The following is a 20,003-nucleotide window of genomic DNA, read 5'->3' on the forward strand; positions in this document are numbered from 1 at the left end:
AGGTCTATTAGTGATTCACAAGGTCCGATTGGTAAAACGTTGTACCGGATCGCGGTATAACTGGATTTATCGATCAATGAATGTAGCCGTCTAAAATTAAACAATTCCTTACGTTGAGGACGTTGAATGCAGCCGATTGTTTTGAAGACTGAAGGATTTCGATGGGATAGTGTGAGCCTGGGCGAAGTGATGTTGCGGCTCGATCCGGGAGAAGGACGTATACACACAGCAAGACAGTTCACCGCATGGGAAGGTGGCGGGGAATACAACGTGGCGCGCGGGCTTCGGCGGTGCTTCGGGCTGAAGACGGCGGTAGCCACAGCGTTCGCAGACAATCCAGTTGGCCGTCTGGTTGAGGATTTCATTCTCCAGGGTGGTGTGGACACGTCACTCATTCGCTGGGCTAAGTACGACGGAGTGGGTCGTACGGTTCGCAATGGTCTGAATTTTACTGAGCGCGGTTACGGCGTGCGCGCCGCCGTTGGCTGTTCCGATCGTGGACATACAGCCATTTCGCAGGTGAAGCATGGGGACTTCGATTGGGAGGCCATCTTCGGTGCGCAGAATGGATCGAGATGGTTTCACACGGGCGGGATTTTTGCGGCGCTATCAGAGACGACGCCTGACGTCGCCTCCGAATCGATGGATGCGGCAAGGAAGTTCGGTACGATCGTTTCCTATGATTTGAACTATCGCGACTCGCTATGGAAAGCGATCGGCGGCAAGGCCAAGGCGCAGGAAGTGAATCGCGAATTAGTTCGCAAGGTCGATCTTCTTCTCGGCAACGAAGAGGATTTTTCGGCGATGCTGGGGATTGCCCTCGAGGGTGTTACCGAGGACTTCGACGAGTTGCCCATCGCCAGCTACGAGAAGATGCTGCGTGATGTGGCAGCAGCTTATCCAAACCTGAAAATGATTGCCACTACGTTGCGCACTGCGCACACGGCAAGCCGCAACGCATGGGGAGCCATCGCGCTGTATCAGGACGAGATTGTTCACGTTCCGCAGCGTGAGGTCGATATTCTGGATCGGGTAGGAGGCGGCGACTCTTTCGCGTCGGGATTGATTTACGGAATTCTCGCCGGAAAACCGACGGACTGGGCAGTGCGTTGTGGCGTGGCTCACGGCGCTCTCGCTATGACGACTCCGGGCGACACCAGCATGGCAACTTTTGCCGAAGTGGAGCGTGTGATGAAGGGCGGCTCCGCTCGCATAGCGCGATAAAACAGGAGAAAAATGTCAGCAGAAATCAAAGCAGAGATAGAACGTTTATGCCTTGTGCCTGTTTTGCGGGCGCAATCAGAAGAAATTGGACACGCACTTGTAGAGGCAATGATTGCCGGTGGCGTCACTGTTGTTGAAGTTACCATGACAGTTCCCGGAGCGATCGATTTACTGCGAGCGCTGAAAGCGAAATATGGCAGTCAATTGCTGCTCGGGTCGGGAACCGTTACCACAGCGGCGCAGGCGGCGGCGACGATCGAGGCTGGTGCTGAGTTCGTTGTCAGTCCAAGCTTGCATCCAGAGGTGATTGCCAAGACGAAAGAACTCGGCAAAGTCTCGATTCCCGGCGCATTGACTCCTACGGAAGTCATCACAGCCTGGAATGCGGGTGCGGACTATGTCAAAGTCTTTCCGTGTTCTGCCGTGGGTGGCGCCAGCTATCTTAAGGCGCTACTCGCTCCGTTTCCAGAATTGCAATTGATCCCTACAGGCGGAGTAACGCAACAGACTGCGCCGGAATTTCTTAAAGCAGGTGCGCGTGCTTTGGGAGTGGGAGCCGATCTGGTCAATGCGAAAGCGATTACGGATGGCCGGCCTGGGTTGGTGACGAACGTTGCGCGGGCTTACCTCGAAATCATTCGTCAGACGCGCGCATAGAGAGATCTTGTACCGGATGCCGGTACAAGATCTTCCAAAATGAGTCGCCAACCGGCTCGGAGAATTGACAACCGTTTTTCCAATAAAAAACAATGCGTAACGTTGAGTGCGCGTAACGGGACAGCGTACCGTGATTCGAACTGTCGATTTTTCCATGGGAATATTGGATCGGTTTAGGCTGGACGGAAAAACAGCTCTGGTAACGGGGTCGGCGAGCGGGTTAGGCGCGGCAATTGCGATTGCTTTGGCTGAGGCAGGAGCGACTGTCGCTTGTCACGGTAACCGGCGGCCCGCAGATGCAATCACGGAACATATTCGGAAGGCTGGAAAGCGTTCGGAGAGTTTTTCGGCCGATCTGAGCGCAGCGGATGGTGCCGAGAAGCTGTTTGGCTCTGTTGTGGAGGCCATGGGCGCTCCTGACATTCTGGTGAACAACGCTGGAATGATTCACCGCAATTCTGCCGAAGCGTTTGAACCTGAGGCATGGAGCATCGTTCTGCAGGTCAACCTGACAAGTGTCTTTCGTCTGACGCAGCTTGCGGGAACTGAGATGTTGAAGCGCGGCCGCGGAAAGATCATCAACATCGCTTCGCTCCTGTCGTTTCAGGGAGGCATTCGCGTTCCGGCCTATGCCGCTTCCAAAGGTGGCGTGGCGCAGCTTACGAAAGCCCTGGCGAATGAGTGGGCTCGCCGTGGAGTGCAGGTGAATGCAATTGCTCCCGGCTACTTTCGCACTGAAAACACAACCGCGTTGCAGAAGGACGAAACGCGTAACCGACAAATTCTGGAACGCATACCTGCACAACGGTGGGGCGAGCCTGAAGATCTGGCCGGAGCTGCGGTTTTTCTGGCTTCGTCGGCCAGCGACTATGTGAATGGAGAAGTCCTGGTCGTCGATGGCGGATGGATGGCGCGCTGAGGACAAGCATGAGTGAGATTGAAGTGTGCCATCAGGCGACGGTGAAGATGAGCGACCCTGAGCCGGGTTTGAAACGGCAGGTTCTGGCTTACAATGCAAACCTGATGCTGGTAAGGCACCTGATGGAAAAGGGATGGCAAGGCGTTCTTCACAGTCATTCCCACGACCAATTGGTCTACGTGATTCGAGGGCGTCTCCGCTTCACCGGAGGCGCTTCTTCTTTTGAAGCGGCAGCCGGAGATAGTTTCGTCGTTCCGGGCAACATAGGACACCAGGCAGCTGCCCTTGAGGAATCTGAGGTACTCGACGTTTTCAATCCGTATCGCGAAGAATATGCGCCGGTGCATGGTCTGGAGTAGTTCTGCAATGAGATTCGCAGCCAAATGCCGGGTGAAGCAAAGTGGAGCGGGGTTAGTTCTCGGCGTTCTTTCGCTCCTCCTGATTCTCCCGATTCAGGCTGAAAGCAAGCTGCGCTCTCCTTGGGACGGTCACGCGATCAAGCTCACCGATTTGCCTTACGCCTGCCCTGCTATCGTTCATCTCTCCGCAGATTTGACGACAAGCGGTTTTTACTCTGACAGCAAGTCTTCCGTCATCGATCCGGAAAAGTGGAAAGCCTACGCTGCGACTTCCGGGCCGTACAAGGATCTGGGGAATCGCATTGTGGATGCTGCTGATGCGTATCAAACAACAGGAAGCCGCAACGCTGTTGACTGCGCATTGCAGCACATGGATGCGGCTGCGAAAGACGGCGTCTTTACCGGGAAGATGTCGTCGAATCAAGCCTACTATGTTCAGGGCTGGGTGATTGGAGCGGTAGCTATCGCTTATCTCAAGGTGCGTGAAAGCGGACTCGTCAGCGTGGATGAGCAAAAGACAATCCTGGCTTGGATTGAGAACGTAGTGGCACAAAGCGAGGCTTATTTTGAAGACCACCGGAAGAAGTCTTCTGGTGATGCGCAGAACAATCATCTTTATTGGGCGGGTGTCGAAGTCGCGGCAGCGGGCATAGCGGCAAACGATCGCAAGCTCTTCGACTGGGGCATGGAAACGTATCAAGCGGGCATATCTCAGATACAGCCGGATGGTTCGTTGCCACAGGAAATGCGCCGTGGCCAGCGAGCGCTGCACTATCACCTATACGCTCTGGCGCCGTTGGTTTACCTTGCGGAATTCGGCGAAGAGAATGGGTTCCGCTCCTATGCTGATCGCGATTACGCGATTAAGAAATTGGCGAAGCTATGTATCGATGGGCTTGGAGACAACAGCTTCTTCGTAAAGGCAACGGGTATTCCGCAAGACACACCGAATGGGCCTCCAGCTGCAGAGCAGATAAGCTGGGCAAGAATCTATCTTGGGCGATTTCCCGATCTGCAGTTAGCAAAGTTACTGGATGAGGCGAAGTCCATGAGCTATATGTATCTGGGCGGTCTGCCTCCCGCTCATCTCTCGCAGGCTGAAACGAAAGCATCTGGAGGAACGTTATGAGTACCATGTTGATGCCGCCATCTGAAATCGAAGCCGGTAAACATGCCGATCCATATCAATTGCAGAGTATCGACCGTGTTGTTGCCCTGTTGGATATGTTGAGCGAGAGCGATGTCCCACTCAGCCTTGCAGAGATTTGCACTCAGATGGGCCTGCATAAGAGCACCGCGCACCGGTCTCTTATCGTGCTTGAACGCACGTCGATGATTGAACGGACGCCGGAGGGACGTTTTCGTCTTGGACTGAAGCTGTACGAACTGGGCAACCGTGCTGTCGAGCAGATCGACTTGCGCGATCGAGTGCAGCCATTCTTCCGGCGCCTTGCGACGGAAGTGGGCGAAACGGTGCACCTGAGCGTTCTGCAGAGAACGAAGGTTGTCTATCTGGATAAAGTAGAGCCTAATCGCAGGGTATGCATGACTTCCAAATCCGGCACTTCCAACCCCGTCTATTGCACATCGATGGGCAAAGCGATGCTGGCGTTCCTGCCGGATGAACTGCGTGAAGACGTCATCAGCAAGATCAAGTTCAACCGATTCACTCCGAAGACTCTCTGTACGCGCGAGGCCCTGATGAAATCGCTGGAGCGTGTCAAGAAACGCGGCTTTGCCATCGACGACGAGGAGATCGAGGTTGGCGTTCGTTGTGTCGGCGCGCCGATATTCGATGAGAACCGGTATCCGATCGCGGCAGTCAGCGTCTCAGGGCCAGCCTCGCGCATTACTGTGCAGAGTGTGCCGGGGATTGCGGAAAAATTGATTCGCTGCTGCAACGAGATTTCCCGTACGTTGGGCATTCACGACAAACGGCGTTCCAGATACAGTTCGCCGCTCTTTCATCATTACGGAAGCTAATCTCTACAACTGAGGATCTGAAAAATGGGCCATTCGATCTCGCGGCGTGACGTGCTGAAGGGCACCGGAGCGTCGCTCGCCGCCCTTGGCGTTGGCAGCACGCTCGTTCGTCCAGTTATCGCGCAGGAAGCAGCCTTCACAGAAGCAACGGACAAGAGCCAGGAGGCCACGCGTGCGCAACGCATGCAATGGTGGCATGCTGCGAAATTCGGCATGTTTATACACTTTGGCGTGTACAGCACTATCGGCCGTCATGAATGGGTTATGGAAGATGAGGCATGGCCCATTGGTCCCTACACGGAGCATGCGGCCAAGTTCAAGCCGGCGCTGAATTGCCCTCGCGCATGGGCGAAGCTCGCGATGCAGGCGGGTATGAAGTACATGGTGCTCACGACCAAGCACCATGAAGGCTTCTGCAACTTTGATACGAAGCTCACTGACTACTGCGCGCCGAAGCAAGGCCCCGGACGCGATATCGTGCGCGAATATGTGGAAGCGGCGCGTGGCGAAGGCCTGCATGTAGGCTTCTACTATTCGCTGATGGACTGGCACCATCCAGATGGCGCACGATGCGCGACCGATGAGGCAGCGCGGCGCAGGTTCGTCGACTATACGCATGGCCTCATCCGCGAGATCTTGACCAATTACGGAAAGATCGACGTGCTCTGGTATGACGTGGCATGGCCGCTCGATGCGGCAGGCTGGGAATCCGAAAAGATGAATCAGATGGTCTTTCAACTTCAGCCTGAGATCATTGTGAACAACCGCAATAAGCTGCAAGGTGATTTCTCCACGCCGGAGCAGCATATCGTTGCTGAAACAAACGGCCGTGCCTGGGAATCCTGCATGACCTTGAACGATAGCTGGGGATATCAGCGTGCAGACGATAACTGGAAGTCATCCCGCACAATTGTACGTAACCTGATTCAATGCGTGCGCGACGGTGGTAACTATCTGTTGAACATCGGCCCAAAGCCCGATGGCTCTGTTCCTGAAGAATCGGTGAGGGTATTGACCGAAGTTGGCCGCTGGATGGAAGTGAACGGCGACACGATCTATAAATCTGACCTATGCCAGGTACGGCGTTCCAATTACGCCAGCTTTACGCGAACGGGAGACACGCTGTATATGCACGTTCATTTTTGGCCGGGCGATTATGTTGCGATCAGCGGATTGAAAGCGAAAGTGAACTCGGCTCGCCTGCTGAAGACTGGAGCGGAAATCCGGTTCACTCAGGATGAATTCCAGACGAAGTTTACCGGTCTGCCTGAGAAGGCGCCCGATTATCCGATTACGACAATCGCGGTTGAATGCGATTCTGAGCCCACGCAGGACACAGACTTCGTGCGTAAGAACAAACCGAGAGCCAGCGTTTGATCTAAGTCGATGCAAAATGTGTAACGCTACTCCCGCACTTTTACAACGATGGTGCTGAATAGCGTCCCCTGGACAATTTTCAATTGATGAGGGGTACCGGCGGGGATGTTTACAACATCGCCGACGGAAATTGTTTGGGAGTTTCCGTTACGAATGCTGATTCCTTTCGTTTCTCCATCGTCACCAGTCTTTGGATCGTCGATGACGCCGCCGGTGAGTAAAGTCGCTTGCCCCTGCGTAACGACAAATACATCATCATAGTGCGCGTGACTCTCAGCGCCTCCACTGGCTGTTCGCACGGAGAGCTTCAGCTGATGGCTCGTGTAGTCTCCCAGGGTTGATCCGCTGGTGCCTGAGGGCTGCGCTTTCGGAGCCAGGTCGGCAAGTTGCTTTTGAATATCCTGTGCTGAGAAATAGTCGGCCTTTTTCGAGTTGCTTTGTGCGTGTGCAGCGATGCACAGCAGCGTCAGCACAGATAAAACCACGAATTGTCTCTTCATCGCCTCTCCTGACTACTGCAATCCAACAATCGGAACAGGATCCATGTCGGCGTAATCCTGGTTCTCACCGCCCATGCCCCAGCAAAAGCTATAGGCGCACGTTCCAGCACCGGCATGAATCGACCAGCCGGGCGAAACGGCAACATCATAGTTTTGCATTACGATATGTCGCGTCTCTTCACCGGGTCCCATCAGGTGAAAGACGCGTGCTTCTGGAGCGAGGTTGAAGTACATGTAGATTTCGGAGCGTCGCATGTGGGTATGCGGGGGCATCGTATTCCAGACGCTGCCGGGATGAAGATGGGTGACACCCATCACAAGTTGGCAGCTTTTTGCCCCGTCAAGAAAAACATACTTGTAGATCGTCCGTTTATTGCTTGTTTCAGCGGAGCCAAGCTCAGTGGGGTTCGCTCGTCCCTTTTGGACGAGTGTTGTCTGAAAGGTGGTGTGGGCTGGGTAACTTAGAAGATAGAAAATTGCGGGCGAGTGTGCGCTCTCCGAAGTGAATACGATCTTTGGACTACCGCGGCCGATGTATAGGCAGTCCAGATTATCCAGCGCGTAGGTGTCGTCTCCGACAGTTGTGCGGCCTCTTCCACCTATGTTGAGAACTCCTAGTTCACGGCGCTCTGTGAAGTAATCGGACTTCAATGCGCCGTCAGTTGGGAGCACGAGTGGCTGGACTGTGGGGGTAGCCATGCCGACGATTGCGCGATCAAGGTCAACATAGGCCAATTGGACAGATCCAGGTTGACAAAGAGAGCCAATCAGGAAGGCATCCCGTAATTCCGATGTTGTCATGCGCAAATATCGAACCGGATCGGCAAGTAAGTACGTCTTCATAACGTTTTTCGCTTCCCTTCAAGTACCGCAGACGGTGCATTAATGCTTTCCCGGAAGTTGCTCCAGCAGCCAGCGAACGTATTCTTTGCCGCCTCCAAGATTGTCATAAGGTTGCGGCAGCTTTCTTCCGTCGGTGTATTCGTTGTAAAGCCAGGGATCGACGAAGGCAATCACCTTGCCCTTGCCGAACTGCGCTTCGGCCATCATCACATCGCCTTTGTTGTGCCAGATTGCAGTGGCAGGCTGGTTGAGCGTCAGCGTGCAAATCTCCTTCATAAAAAGGATATGAGGAGCGCGGAAGATAGGACCATCGCCATTAACGTCAACTCTTCCCATTTCATAATGATCGCCGTCGACAGCATTGCGCAGCACGCTGTTAAAGTGCATGCCGAAGTGTTCCGCAAGAGTATTCAGATGCTCAATGTCCGCATGACTCGGATCGTTCTCCATGATGACCAGCAGGCCGCCCTGTTTGACCCACTCGGCGATTCTCGCGGCTGAGTCGGCGTCCATGTAATGTGGGTTTTTATTCCAGTTCAGGTTGTCGGGAGAGACGATGAGATAGATCTGAGCCTTACTCAGGTTCTGTACAGTCGGAGCCTCGTAGAGCGTGTCCGTCTTTAAGCCGTACTCCCGCAGCAGATGACCGAAGAGGGAATAGCCGCTGTTGCTAAAGTCATTCCATTTGTAGTGGTAGGAGACCATCTGCCCGGTTGCATCTTTGCGCATCTGGCTGTTGAACCATGCGTCGAGGAGAATCGTTTTGCCGTGGCCCAGCGCGGCCGTCTGTGCTGCCTCCATCTCAGTACTGGCCATCAGAAAGGCGCCGATGCCCTTTGGGTCATTGCTGATAACTTCCTGACTTACATAGTAGGAGTAACTTCCATCATGAACCTTGTCAGTGCCCAGACCTATAGCTTTCACCGTTTCGGTGAGTGTAACTTCTCCCGTCGAATCTACTCTTGCGAATTGCTTCAGTATTCCCTGATAGGCGCGTGCTGCGGTCGATGAGTAGTTTGTAGAGAGATATCCGAGCCTGACACCTTTGGCGAACGCATAGGTGAACATGCAGGCAGCGGAGGATTCGAAGTAATTGTCTTTCGAGCCCGCCTTATCGACTACCTCATACCAAAGACCACTGTTCTTGTCTTGATATTTCGCAACGGCGGTGGCAAGCCGCTGCAATATGCCCAGCAGTTGTTCCCGGCCTGGGTCGTTGTCAGGGTAGTAGGGAAGTGTGTCGACAAGGGCCATCATGTACCACCCCATGCCGCGCGCCCAGAAGTTCGGAGAAATTCCCGTCGTCTTATCTGCCCATATTTGCGTCTTGGTTTCGTCCCATCCGTGATGCAAAAGCCCGGTCTTTGGGTCGCGCGAATGTTTCTCCATCAGGACGAACTGCTGCGTAATATCTTCAAAGTCCTGCGGTTCATGAAAGGTGGCAGCATATTCCGCATAGAAGGGCTCCGCCATGTAGAGACCGTCGAGCCACATCTGCTGCGGATAGCGCTGTTTATGCCAGAATCCGCCATCCGAAGTGCGCGGATGCTCCTTCAACTGCTGCCGAAGGAGCATTGCAGCCTTGTAGTATTTCGCATCCTGCGTTACTTCGTAGAGAAGGAGCAGCTCGCGGCCGAGCACGAGATCGTCGAGCGCATTGTTCTCCGGTTTGTAAGTCGAGATCGAGCCGTCTTCATTGATAAACGGATCGATGGATTCCTTGATGTAGGTATAGTAGGCGCCGTTTGCTGAGTGATACCACGCGTCATTCATGCCCTGTAGTAGAACGCCTAACTCGTAATTCCAGACCCAGGGCTTGTCGTCTGAAACGAACTTTCCTTTCGGCCAGCGCTTGATGGTCGAGTCAGCCATCCGCTGTGACCACGGCAGTTCGTCCGCTCTTGCTTGCTGTAGGAGTCCTGTCCACAGCAAGAGAGACAGAATGAAGAATACAACCCAGCCGCGAGTGCCCCGTCGAAGAGGCATATTTCTCTGAGACAAGAAGATCAATATGGATGAGTTCATCAGCGGCGATTCAGCAAAGAGCGCTGTAGTCACAAGAATGATGTATCAAATGCGAATAGCTTGTGTCTGCAAGGCTCTGCGATTCTGTCTCGCTGACGGAGACACCACAAGAAACACGTAGAAATCTAGGCACCTGCGACGCCAAAAGTGACGGGCAGATCACGGAAAAGGATTTAGTCTGGGCTTCATACCGTTGATCGGTATGAAGCCTGACTTCTGTTCAACTATGATTTTGAAGTAATCCATTTTCGCCTGGAGTCATTTTGATGAACCTTACTGAAGTTGATTCAGCTCGTTTTGGAGGTGCGGTCGATGTCCGCATCGCGTCGTGAATTTCTTCTCGGCCTGGCCGCAACCGGTGTGCTGGCAAATTCGTCTGCCTGGGCAAGTATGAGCTGTCCATTTCGCCTGGCTGTCATTAACGATGAGCTGACGGAAGACTTCGACCGCGCGTGCCAGATCGCTTCTCAGGATTTTGGGCTTAGTTGGATCGAACTTCGCGGCATGTGGAAGAAGAACATCACCGAACTCAACGCTAAAGAGATCGCCGACGCGCAGCAGATTCTGGAAAAGTACAAACTGCGCGTTACCGACATCGCCAGCCCGCTGTTTAAAGTGGATTGGCCGGGAGCGCCGCTTTCGAAGAACAGCCCCAAGCGCGATCAGTTTCATGCTGACTATGATTTCAAGCAGCAGGATACGCTGCTCGACCATTGCATCGAACTGGCGAAGGCCTTTCATACCGATCGGATCCGGTGCTTTGACTTTTGGCGCCTTGACGATCCGAAACCATATCGCGCAGCCATGAATGACAAGCTGCGGGAAGCGGCGGAGAAGTGTGCGAAGCACGATCTCATCCTTCTGCTTGAAAACGAAATGGCCTGCAACACGGGAACAGCGGAAGAGGCCGTCGGCGTTCTGAATGCGGTTCCGAACAAGAATTTCATGTTGAACTGGGATCCCGGCAATGCGGCAACGTTCCCGGACAACACGCCGTATCCGAATGGCTACAATCTACTGCCGATGGAACGCATCGGTCATTGCCATTGCAAAGACGTAAAGCGAAAGCCAGATGGAAAGTATGAGTGGGCCGCTGTCGGTTCAGGTGTCGTGGACTGGGTTGGACAGTTCCGAGCCTTGCAGCATGACGGCTACCACTATGCGGTGAGTCTGGAGACGCATTGGCGCGGAGCAGGTACGCCGGAAGCGTCGACGCGCATCAGCATGCAGGGATTGAAAGACTCTCTGAAGAAGGCCGATATATCCTGCTGAACGAAGATCGAAAATAGCTTCGTTTAAGAACCAGCCGCAACAGCATTCAGTTCTTTGACGATGCCGGAGACAAAGCTCTTGGCATCGCCAAAGAGCATGAGCGTTTTATCCAGATAGTAAAGATCGTTATCGATACCCGCAAAGCCCGGGTTCATGCTGCGCTTGATCACCATGATAGTCTGCGCCTCAAAGACATTGAGAATCGGCATGCCGGCGATAGGGCTGTTCTTCTCAAATCGCGCCGCAGGATTGACAACGTCATTCGCGCCGATCACTAGCGCGACATCCGTGCGCGGAAACTCAGGATTGATGTCCTCCATCTCGATGAGCCTGTCGTAGGGCACATCGGCTTCCGCGAGCAGGACATTCATATGACCGGGCATGCGTCCTGCGACAGGATGGATTGCGAAAGTCACTTCGATACCGCGTTTCGTGAGGATATCGGACAATTCACGCAGTTTGTGCTGCGCCTGCGCAACAGCCATGCCGTATCCGGGAACGATGACGACCTTGCGAGCTGAATGAAGAATCTCCGCCGCCTCTTCAGCGGAAGCCGAGCGCACTGGGCGTGCCACGGCCTGTTTTGTAGTGGTCTGAATCGTACCGAACGCGCCAAATAGAACGTTGCTGAAAGACCGGTTCATCGCTTTGCACATAATCACAGCGAGGATGAACCCGGAAGATCCATCGAGCGCACCCGCAACGATCAGCAATTTGTTATCGAAGGCGAAGCCCATCGCACTGGCGGAGAGTCCTGCATAAGAATTGAGCAAGGCGATGACTGTTGGCATATCCGCGCCCCCAATGGGAATGATGAGCAGGACACCAAAGACGAGAGACAGAACAGCAAAGATGGGAAACAGCCACGTGCGCTCAGGCGAAAGAATCAGCGCAATACCGACTATGACAGCCAGAATAAAGATGCCGAGGTTGACGAAATTCTGCCCACGGTACGTGATTGGGCGCTGGGGCAGCACTTCCTGCAGCTTGCCGAAGGCCATCATGCTGGCCGTGAATGTGAGAAAGCCGAGCAGCATTTCGACAATCAGCGCGATCATCACGACGCCGTGCGGCATCTGCCGATAGTATTCAGCGGCCCCGATGAGTGCCGCAGCCAGAGCGCCGCAGGCGTGCGAGAAGGCAGTTCGCTGTGGCACAGCGGTCATCGGCATGTAATAGGCAATGGGAACGCCGATTGCCGAGCCGATGAGGAAGGCGATAAATATCCACTGGTAGGAGACTACCTCTGCCCGCAAGAGAGTTCCCACAACTGCGAGCAGCATTCCGATTTCACCGATAATCACGCCTCGGCGGGCGGTAGATGGCGAACTCATCCACTTGATGGCAAGAATGAAACTGGCCGCAGCGAGGATATATAAAGCGGGAAAGATGCTTTCCATCATTTCTTTTCAGCACCCCGCTTCTTGAACATTTTCAACATGCGGTCCGTAATGAGGTATCCGCTGACCACGTTGATGGTAGAGAGCACGACCGCGGTGAATCCCAGTACGCGCGTGAGCAAGGTCGCCTCTTTTGCGCCCGTGATGAGGATTGCTCCAACCACTGCGATCGCCGATATCGCATTTGTCAGGGACATAAGCGGTGTATGCAGTAAAGGCGATACCCGGCGGATCAATTCGAATCCGAGAAACGCCGCCAGCATGAACACCCAGAGGGCGATTTCATATGAACTCATGGTTTGACCTCGCCGGTAAGTTGAGCCGCGCCCAGCAATTCGGCAACGCGGGGATGCACGATCTTTCCCTGATGCGTGACCAGTGACTCACGAATGATCTCGTCATCGAGATTGACCGAAATATTCCCATCGCGTACGAGCAGCTTGGCAACCGCAGCGATGTTTGCCGAAAGCATCTGGCTCGCATGATTCGGAACCAGCGAGGGAAGATTGAGCGGTCCGAGAATGGTTACATCATTGTCCACGACAGTTTCACCGGGCCTAGTGAGTTCGCAATTGCCGCCGCGTTCTGCTGCAATATCAACAATCACTGAACCTGCGGGCATCGCCGAAACCATTTCGGCCGTGATCAGGATGGGTGACTTACGTCCCGGCACGGCAGCGGTCGTAATCACAACATCCTGCTCGCGCAGTACCTCAGTCAGCAATTCGCGCTGGCGACGGTAAAAATCTTCGTCCATCGCCTTGGCGTATCCGCCCTTGTCTTCTGAGGTCTTCGCGTCTACATCGAGCATGACAAACTTGGCGCCCACGCTTTCCACCTGCTCCTTTACCGCAGGACGGACATCATATGCGCAAACCACTGCTCCCAGTCGCCTCGCTGTTGCAATCGCCTGAAGGCCGGCAACGCCTGCTCCCAGCACAAAGACTTTTGCCGGAGTAAGAGTGCCCGCAGCCGTCATCAATAGAGGGAACATTTTTGGCAACTGACTTGCAGCCATCAGGACGGCACGATAGCCGGAGATTGTCGCCATGGACGAGAGGGCGTCCATGCTCTGTGCGCGGGTGATGCGAGGGATAAGTTCAAGCGCAATCAGAGATGCACGAGCCGATGCCAGTTGCGAACATTCCTGGAAGGACGTAAGCGGCTCGCCAAAGCCGATTAAGACTTGACCAGGCCGTAGCAGTTCCAGATCCGCGCGCCCCCCCTCAGGATTTGCGCCGAGGCAGCGAACCTGGGCGACGATGTCCGATTCGCCAAATACGTTTTCGCGAGTGCCAATGCGGGCTCCTCGCGCGACATACATCTCGTCGGGAAATCCGGCTGCTACGCCTGCCGATTGTTCAATAATGACCTCAAGTCCGGCTTTCTTCAGCACCTCACAATGGCGGGGGATGAGGGCAACGCGCCGCTCCTGAGGAAAAGTCTCTCGTGGAGTTCCTAGGGTCCCGGGCAATCCAACCTCCGGAGCCAAGGTAGTCATTTTCGACGCCCATTGGCAAGTCTTTCTTACTCTTTGACGTGTTACCTTCGCGGAAAGGTTTGTAGTCGCAGTATCTGGCATGCTCAAGAGTGGCGCACTACATCTCATTCATGCGAACTTAAGGTTTTAACCATACGCTGAGGTTGTAATGGGCTTTCGAACCAAAAAGATACAGGCCGTCATGTTAATGTTGTTGACCCTGTCAACTTTCGGTATTACAACATGCTGGTCTCAACAGGCGGACGCGAATGCATCCCCGACGGCTGGCCCGATTGCCATCACTCTGGATGCGGCAATTCATCGCGCGCAGGCCAACGAACCCGCATTTGCGGCGAGTGCGGCCGAAAGCAAGGCCGCAAGCCTTGATCGCTCGATTGCGCGAGCTGCCTTGTTACCCACTGCCACGTACCACAACCAGATTCTGTACACTCAGCCCAACGGACAACAGAATCAAGCAGGTCAGGGGGTCGGATCGCAGCCATCTCCCCGCTTTATCGCCAACAACGCAGTGCGCGAATACGCGAGCCAGGGCATCGTGAATGAGACAGTCGGGTTTGCCCAGTTCGCAGAGGTGAAGCGCGCCAGCGCAGCCGCGGCATTTGCTGATGCGCAATTTGAGGTGGCGCGTCGAGGTCTGGTCGAGACAGTGGTGAATCTTTACTACAGTTCGATTGCAGCCGATCAAAAAGTCGTAGTTGCCAAACGGGCCGCGGCCGAAGCGGACTCGTTTGCTGATCTGACTGGAAAAAGGGAGGCCGCACGCGAGGCAGCCCATGCCGACGTCGTCAAGGCGCAACTGGAGCAGCAGCAACGGCACCGGGATCTGGCAGATGCAAACGTCGTCGCAGAAAGAGCAAAGCTGGAGCTGGCAGTTCTCCTTTTCCCTGATCCGCGTACTCCTTACACGTTAGCAACGGATCAAAACGTACCTGAAGTTCCGACCCGTGCTGCGGTCGAGGCCGCGGCGACCAGCAATAATCCCGACCTGAGGAGCGCCTTGGCCGCTCTGAAACAAAGCGACGCTGAGGTGCAAGCGGCGCGTGCTGCTTATCTTCCCGACCTGGGGCTCAACTTTACTTACGGAATTGATGCTCCACAGTTTGCCGTGAATGGGCCGGACGGGGTGAGGAATCTTGGTTATTCCGGTAGTGTGACGCTCGATATCCCCGTCTGGGACTGGCTCTCAACACAGCACAAGGTGAAGCAGAGTGAAATCCGCCGCGATGCTACTCGCGTAGCTCTTAACGCGACGCAGAAGCGACTGATTGCCAATCTGGAAGAAGCCTACAGTGAGGCGACCGCCGCTCACGATCAACTGGCGTCCCTCGATCAAAGTGCGCAGACGGCCGCCGAAAGTCTGCGCCTTACCAAGCTTAGATACACCGGCGGGGAAGCGACGGTGCTGGAAGTTGTGGATACGCAAAATGCTCTCACAACTGCCGAGAATGCGCGTGAGGATGGAGTTGTTCGCTATCGAGCCGCGCTGGCCAATCTTCAGACATTGACAGGAACATTGTGAGACGCATGAGGGAACTGATAGACAAGAAACGGGCACTACGCTACGAGCGAGAGTTGTTGATTGGTATTTTGCTCGCTCTGATACTTGCAAGTGCCGGATGCTCGAAGAAAGAGACTGCACCTGAAGTTCAGGTAGACGTGCAGGCAGCGCACCCGACGCAGGGCCCCATTTCCGCCCATGTCACAGCGGATGCTGTGCTTGCACCGCTGGCGCAAGCCGCCATTGCGCCAAAGATCAGTGCCCCGGTCACCAAGTTTTATGTGCAGCGCGGCTCGCATGTGAAAGAAGGTCAACTGCTGGCGACTCTTGAAAACCGCGATTTGACGGCCGCAGCTCTTGATAATGAAGGAAGCTTCACCGCGGCAACGGCCGCATATGATGCGTCCACCAAGGCACAGGTTCCCGAGGACTATCAAAAAGCAGAATTGGACTTCACACAGGCAAAGGCGAATCTCGAGCTAAACCAGAGCATCGTGAATAGTCGCAAACAACTCTTTGCCGAAGGCGCAATCCCCGGACGCGATCTGGATACAGCCGTGGCCGCGTTAGTACAGGCCCAGGCCGCATATGACACCACGAAAAAGCATCTTGAATCGATGACAACCGTCAGCCACGAGGCAGCTCTCAAAGAGGCGCAAGGGCAATTGGCATCTGCCAAGGGCAAGTACATGGGTGCCGAGGCGCAGGTAAGCTACTCGGAAATTCACAGTCCTATCAACGGAGTCGTTACCGATCGTCCACTCTTCGCCGGTGAAACAGCAACTACCGGCGCGCCGCTCCTGACAGTGATGGACACATCGGCATTGGTGGCCAAGATTCACATCTCCCAGCTACTGGCGCAGCGCCTGCAGATAGGGGATTCCGCATCGATCACCGTTCCGGGATTCGATGAACCCGTGCCTGCGAAAGTCTCGCTCATCAGCCCCGCGCTCGATCCCGGCAGTACAACCGTTGAAGTATGGCTGCGGATAGACAACAAGGACGGCAAGATCAAAGTGGGAACCCCCGTTCACGCAGCGATTGCAAGCAAGGCCATTCAGAACGCACTGAAGGTCCCAACCGCCGCCATCCTTACGGCTCAGGACGGCAGCAAATCTGTAATGATTGTCGGCGCAGACGGAGCGGCTCACAAGAAGACCGTAGACGTTGGTGTTCAGGACGCGGGTGAGGTGCAAATCACGACCGGCCTATCGACGAACGATCTCGTCATCAACGAGGGCGCATACGGTCTCGATGACGGGACGAAAGTGAAATTGGCCACAGCCTCCGGTGAAGACAAGCCATCTGCGGCAAAAAGCGGAGACGACCAGTGATCACGGGTGCTTCCATCCAACGCACTGAAGTCGCAGAGACCTTCTGGTTGAAGCGTGCGATTCGGACGATCTTTTTCTTCGTAGTCATTCTGACAGTCGCGGGAATCTACCTGGCTTTCAAGGTTCCGATCTCTGTCTTTCCCGAGACAAATTTTCCGCGCGTAGTTATTGGCGTCGATAACGGGGTAATGCCGGTCGAGCAGATGCAGGTCACGATCACCAAGCCGATCGAAGACGCGATCAATAGTGTGCCCGGCCTGGCGACCGTCCGCTCCACTACAAGCCGAGGATCAGCAGAAATCAGTCTTTTCTTCGACTGGAATGTGGACATGTTCCAGACGCTGCAGTTAGTTGACGCGGCATTGGCCAAGGTCGAGCAGACGCTGCCTTCAACGGCGCGCATCACTACAAGGCGACTAACCTTTGCGACATTTCCCATCCTCGGATACAGTCTCACATCGGATACCGTTTCTCAGACGCAGCTCTGGGAGCTGGCAACGTATGAGCTTAAGCCGCCGCTGAATCGGGTTACAGGGGTCAGCACCGTTACGGTGCAGGGTGGCAAGGTGCCCGAGTATCACGTTGTTCCCGATCTTGCGCGCTTGCAATCTTCCGGAGTCACAATCTCCGACTTGGTGAGTGCGATTCAAGCATCCAACATCATCGATTCTCCCGGTCTCTATGAGGAAAACCATCAGCTGATTCTTGGTCTGGTTGGTGCCCAGGTACACGATGTTGCGAGTCTCGGTCAGCTCGTCATAAAAACGACTCCAGGTGGCGCGCCCGTACGAGTTACAGATGTCGCTACGGTGCAGCCAGCAACGATGCCGGTGTATACCGTCGTGAGGGCTAACGGCAAACCCGCTGTGTTGCTCAACATCACGCGTCAGCCCGCGAGCAACACCGTTGCCGTTGCAAATGCTGTTGCAGACGAAGTGCAGCAGCTGCGGAAAACCTTGCCTGCAGGAGTCAGGCTTGAGCCTTATTACGATCAATCGCAGCTGGTACGAGAGAGCATTTCCAGCGTGCGCGATGCGATTCTTATCGGGCTTATTCTCGCCTGCGTGATCCTTTTCCTCTTCCTGCGCGATTGGACATCCTCTGTTGTTGCGGGCCTCGTGATTCCCGTCACCGTAGCAGTTACAATTCTCTTTCTATGGCTGATTGGCGAGAGCTTCAACTTGATGACCCTCGGCGGTTTGGCCGCAGCTATCGGCCTCGTCATCGACGACGCGATCGTCGTCGTTGAGAATATCGTTCTCCATCGGGATTCTGGAGAGAGTCGTGTTGAAGCCGTGCGCAAGGCATTGCGGGAAATCACCGTGCCACTCGTCGGGTCGACGATCACGCCTGTAGTTGTTTTTCTGCCGTTGATTTCTGTGACTGGAGTAACCGGCAGCTTCTTCCGTGCGTTGGCCGTTACGATGACCGCAGCGCTGCTCACCTCGCTTTTTCTTGCACTGACCTGGACGCCTGGGCTCAGCCTTGCTTTGCTGCGCGAGCGGAACGACACAAGAGCGTCGTCGCGTCATGAGGAACCGGGACGCATCCTGGGTCGTATTCTTACCTGGCATAGTCGCGCACTGAACTGGTCGCTCTCCAATCCGCTGCTTCTCGCCGCAGGATGTGCCATCCTCGTATTAGCGACATGGTTCGCCTATCAGGGACTTGGCTCCGATCTGCTGCCTGAGATGGATGAAGGCGGCTTCGTTCTCGACTACATTATGCCTGCCGGCAGTTCCTTGACGGAAACAAACCGCGTGCTTGAGCATGTCGAGCGAATCCTTCGCGCGACGCCTGAGGTCGAGAGCACTTCCCGCCGCACAGGTCTGGAAATGGGTTTTGCTGCAGTGACAGAGGCCAACACAGGCGACATTACCGTAAAACTGAAGAGCAAGCGCGACCGTGGCATTGATGAAGTCATGGCAGACGTACGCGATCAGATCAAAAAGACCGAACCTGAACTCGACATTGAGTTCACACAGGTGTTGCAGGACATGATTGGCGACTTGTCCAACGCGCCCGAGCCGATTCAGATCAAGTTATTCGCAAATGATCAGGCCCTACTGAATCAGTTGGGCCCGCGGGTAGGCGAAGCCATCGGCAAAATCAAAGGCGTCGTCGATGTTCAGGATGGTATTGAGAACACCATCAGTGGCCCCGCGACAAATTTCCGGGTAAATCCCACGATTGCTGCGCGGCTTGGCTTCACGCCGACGGAAGTGTCTGAAGACGCGACGAGCATCCTCGACGGAGTCACTCCTACCGAGCCTCTCATCGCGAATGGCCGTCCCTACACCATCCGTGTGCGCCTCGACGATGAGAAGCGCTCCTCACTGGATGCCATTCAAAATACCGTCTTCAACAGCAGCACAGGGCATACTGCGACTCTGGGCTCGTTGGCAGACATCGAACAGTTGCCACCACAAAACGAGATTCGTCGCGAAAACCTGCAGCAGCAGATCGTAGTTACAGGACGGCTGGAGGGTTCTGACCTCGGAAGCGCAATGGCAGAGGTTCGTCGCACCGTCGCTAATTTACATTTGCCACCCAACGTGCGCGTCGAGTACGGAGGGACATACGAAGAACAGCAGAAGTCCTTTCACGACCTGATGCGTGTTCTGCTCCTTGCTCTCGCTCTCGTCTTCGGTGTGCTGCTCACCGAGTTCCGTAATTTTTCTGCGCCGGTCGCGATTCTCACGTCGTCGATTCTCTCCATTTCAGGTGTTGTCATCGCACTGCTCATTACTGGAACCACCTTCAGCGTCGCATCCTTCATGGGAGTGATCATGGTTATTGGCATCGTAGCCAAGAACGGAATCCTGCTGCTCGATGCAGACGAGAAATTCCGCGCCGAGGGAGCAAGCCCGAGAGAAGCGATGATGCACGCCGCACAGCGCCGATTCCGCCCCATCCTGATGACGGCGATTGCGGCGGTCTGTGGAATGCTGCCGCTTGCGTTTGCGTTGGGCTCTGGATCGCAGATGCTTCAGCCGCTGGCCATCGCGGTCATTGGCGGCCTTTGCATTTCCATGGTGCTCAGCCTGATTGTTACGCCGGTTGTCTATTATCTGCTGACGAGGAACCGTACGCGGGAGCTGATTTAGAACA

General features: G+C 54.8%; 17 protein-coding genes. 11 read left to right on the top strand and 6 right to left on the bottom strand.

Annotated elements, in window-relative coordinates; translation table 11 throughout:
- Window positions 1-126: 126 nt before the first annotated feature.
- From H7849_RS02795 to H7849_RS02825, 7 genes are all read left to right on the top strand, one after another.
- A complete protein-coding gene (locus H7849_RS02795; protein WP_186743968.1) occupies window positions 127-1,224 on the top strand; it encodes a sugar kinase in 1,098 nt (365 codons plus the stop codon).
- 12 nt (window positions 1,225-1,236) lie between these two features.
- Window positions 1,237-1,881 (top strand): bifunctional 4-hydroxy-2-oxoglutarate aldolase/2-dehydro-3-deoxy-phosphogluconate aldolase, encoded by a 645-nt coding sequence (locus H7849_RS02800; RefSeq protein WP_186743970.1) that lies wholly within the window; start codon window positions 1,237-1,239, stop codon window positions 1,879-1,881.
- 130 nt (window positions 1,882-2,011) lie between these two features.
- Window positions 2,012-2,800, top strand: coding sequence for a 2-dehydro-3-deoxy-D-gluconate 5-dehydrogenase KduD (gene kduD, locus H7849_RS02805; RefSeq protein WP_490337731.1), 789 nt, complete (start codon window positions 2,012-2,014; stop codon window positions 2,798-2,800).
- A gap of 8 nt (window positions 2,801-2,808) precedes the next feature.
- On the top strand, window positions 2,809-3,159 hold the full coding sequence (locus H7849_RS02810; protein WP_186743972.1) for a cupin domain-containing protein: 351 nt from the start codon (window positions 2,809-2,811) through the stop codon (window positions 3,157-3,159).
- 7 nt (window positions 3,160-3,166) lie between these two features.
- Window positions 3,167-4,288: an alginate lyase family protein gene (locus tag H7849_RS02815; protein WP_186743974.1), complete on the top strand. Its 1,122-nt coding sequence runs from the start codon at window positions 3,167-3,169 to the stop codon at window positions 4,286-4,288.
- Window positions 4,285-5,142: an IclR family transcriptional regulator gene (locus H7849_RS02820; RefSeq protein ID WP_186743976.1), complete on the top strand. Its 858-nt coding sequence runs from the start codon at window positions 4,285-4,287 to the stop codon at window positions 5,140-5,142. The genes H7849_RS02815 and H7849_RS02820 overlap by 4 nt, the downstream gene beginning before the upstream one ends.
- Before the next feature lie 24 nt (window positions 5,143-5,166).
- Window positions 5,167-6,519, top strand: a complete 1,353-nt coding sequence (locus tag H7849_RS02825; protein ID WP_186743978.1) for an alpha-L-fucosidase — start codon at window positions 5,167-5,169, stop codon at window positions 6,517-6,519.
- A 26-nt stretch (window positions 6,520-6,545) separates the two neighbouring features.
- On the opposite strand, the gene H7849_RS02830 is transcribed toward H7849_RS02825, so the two are convergent.
- The 3 genes from H7849_RS02830 to H7849_RS02840 are packed head-to-tail and all read right to left on the bottom strand — an operon-like array spanning window position 6,546 to window position 9,848.
- A complete protein-coding gene (locus H7849_RS02830) occupies window positions 6,546-7,019 on the bottom strand; it encodes a cupin domain-containing protein (RefSeq protein WP_186743980.1) in 474 nt (157 codons plus the stop codon).
- A gap of 12 nt (window positions 7,020-7,031) precedes the next feature.
- Window positions 7,032-7,862 (bottom strand): 5-dehydro-4-deoxy-D-glucuronate isomerase, encoded by an 831-nt coding sequence (gene kduI / locus H7849_RS02835; RefSeq protein WP_186743982.1) that lies wholly within the window; start codon window positions 7,860-7,862, stop codon window positions 7,032-7,034.
- 39 nt (window positions 7,863-7,901) lie between these two features.
- Window positions 7,902-9,848 (bottom strand): glycoside hydrolase family 88 protein, encoded by a 1,947-nt coding sequence (locus H7849_RS02840; RefSeq protein ID WP_251106572.1) that lies wholly within the window; start codon window positions 9,846-9,848, stop codon window positions 7,902-7,904.
- A gap of 351 nt (window positions 9,849-10,199) precedes the next feature.
- Here H7849_RS02840 and H7849_RS02845 point away from each other — a divergent pair, with 351 nt between their 5' ends.
- Entirely contained in the window at window positions 10,200-11,159 is a 960-nt protein-coding gene (locus tag H7849_RS02845; protein ID WP_186743984.1) for a sugar phosphate isomerase/epimerase family protein, read from the top strand.
- Between the two features lie 23 nt (window positions 11,160-11,182).
- On the opposite strand, the gene H7849_RS02850 is transcribed toward H7849_RS02845, so the two are convergent.
- Genes H7849_RS02850 through H7849_RS02860 form a run of 3 tightly spaced genes read right to left on the bottom strand, consistent with a single transcriptional unit; the run spans window position 11,183 to window position 14,060 of the window.
- Window positions 11,183-12,562, bottom strand: a complete 1,380-nt coding sequence (locus tag H7849_RS02850) for an NAD(P)(+) transhydrogenase (Re/Si-specific) subunit beta (protein WP_222439757.1) — start codon at window positions 12,560-12,562, stop codon at window positions 11,183-11,185.
- Window positions 12,559-12,855, bottom strand: a complete 297-nt coding sequence (locus H7849_RS02855; RefSeq protein WP_186743986.1) for an NAD(P) transhydrogenase subunit alpha part 2 — start codon at window positions 12,853-12,855, stop codon at window positions 12,559-12,561. The genes H7849_RS02850 and H7849_RS02855 overlap by 4 nt, the downstream gene beginning before the upstream one ends.
- The gene (locus H7849_RS02860) at window positions 12,852-14,060 is read right to left on the bottom strand and encodes a Re/Si-specific NAD(P)(+) transhydrogenase subunit alpha (protein ID WP_186743988.1); all 1,209 of its coding nucleotides are present in this window, start codon (window positions 14,058-14,060) and stop codon (window positions 12,852-12,854) included. Before H7849_RS02860 ends, H7849_RS02855 begins: the two co-directional genes overlap by 4 nt.
- Window positions 14,061-14,241: 181 nt before the next feature.
- Between H7849_RS02860 and H7849_RS02865 the strand changes: the two genes are divergently transcribed.
- Genes H7849_RS02865 through H7849_RS02875 form a run of 3 tightly spaced genes read left to right on the top strand, consistent with a single transcriptional unit; the run spans window position 14,242 to window position 19,999 of the window.
- Window positions 14,242-15,579, top strand: coding sequence for a TolC family protein (locus tag H7849_RS02865; protein WP_186743990.1), 1,338 nt, complete (start codon window positions 14,242-14,244; stop codon window positions 15,577-15,579).
- Window positions 15,580-15,584: 5 nt separating this feature from the next.
- On the top strand, window positions 15,585-16,892 hold the full coding sequence (locus tag H7849_RS02870; RefSeq protein ID WP_186743992.1) for an efflux RND transporter periplasmic adaptor subunit: 1,308 nt from the start codon (window positions 15,585-15,587) through the stop codon (window positions 16,890-16,892).
- Window positions 16,889-19,999 (top strand): efflux RND transporter permease subunit, encoded by a 3,111-nt coding sequence (locus tag H7849_RS02875; protein ID WP_432756520.1) that lies wholly within the window; start codon window positions 16,889-16,891, stop codon window positions 19,997-19,999. The genes H7849_RS02870 and H7849_RS02875 overlap by 4 nt, the downstream gene beginning before the upstream one ends.
- The last annotated feature ends 4 nt before the right edge of the window (window positions 20,000-20,003 follow it).

The sequence above is a fragment of the Alloacidobacterium dinghuense genome (genome assembly GCF_014274465.1).
In the GTDB taxonomy this organism is placed as follows: Bacteria; Acidobacteriota; Terriglobia; order Terriglobales; family Acidobacteriaceae; genus Alloacidobacterium; species Alloacidobacterium dinghuense.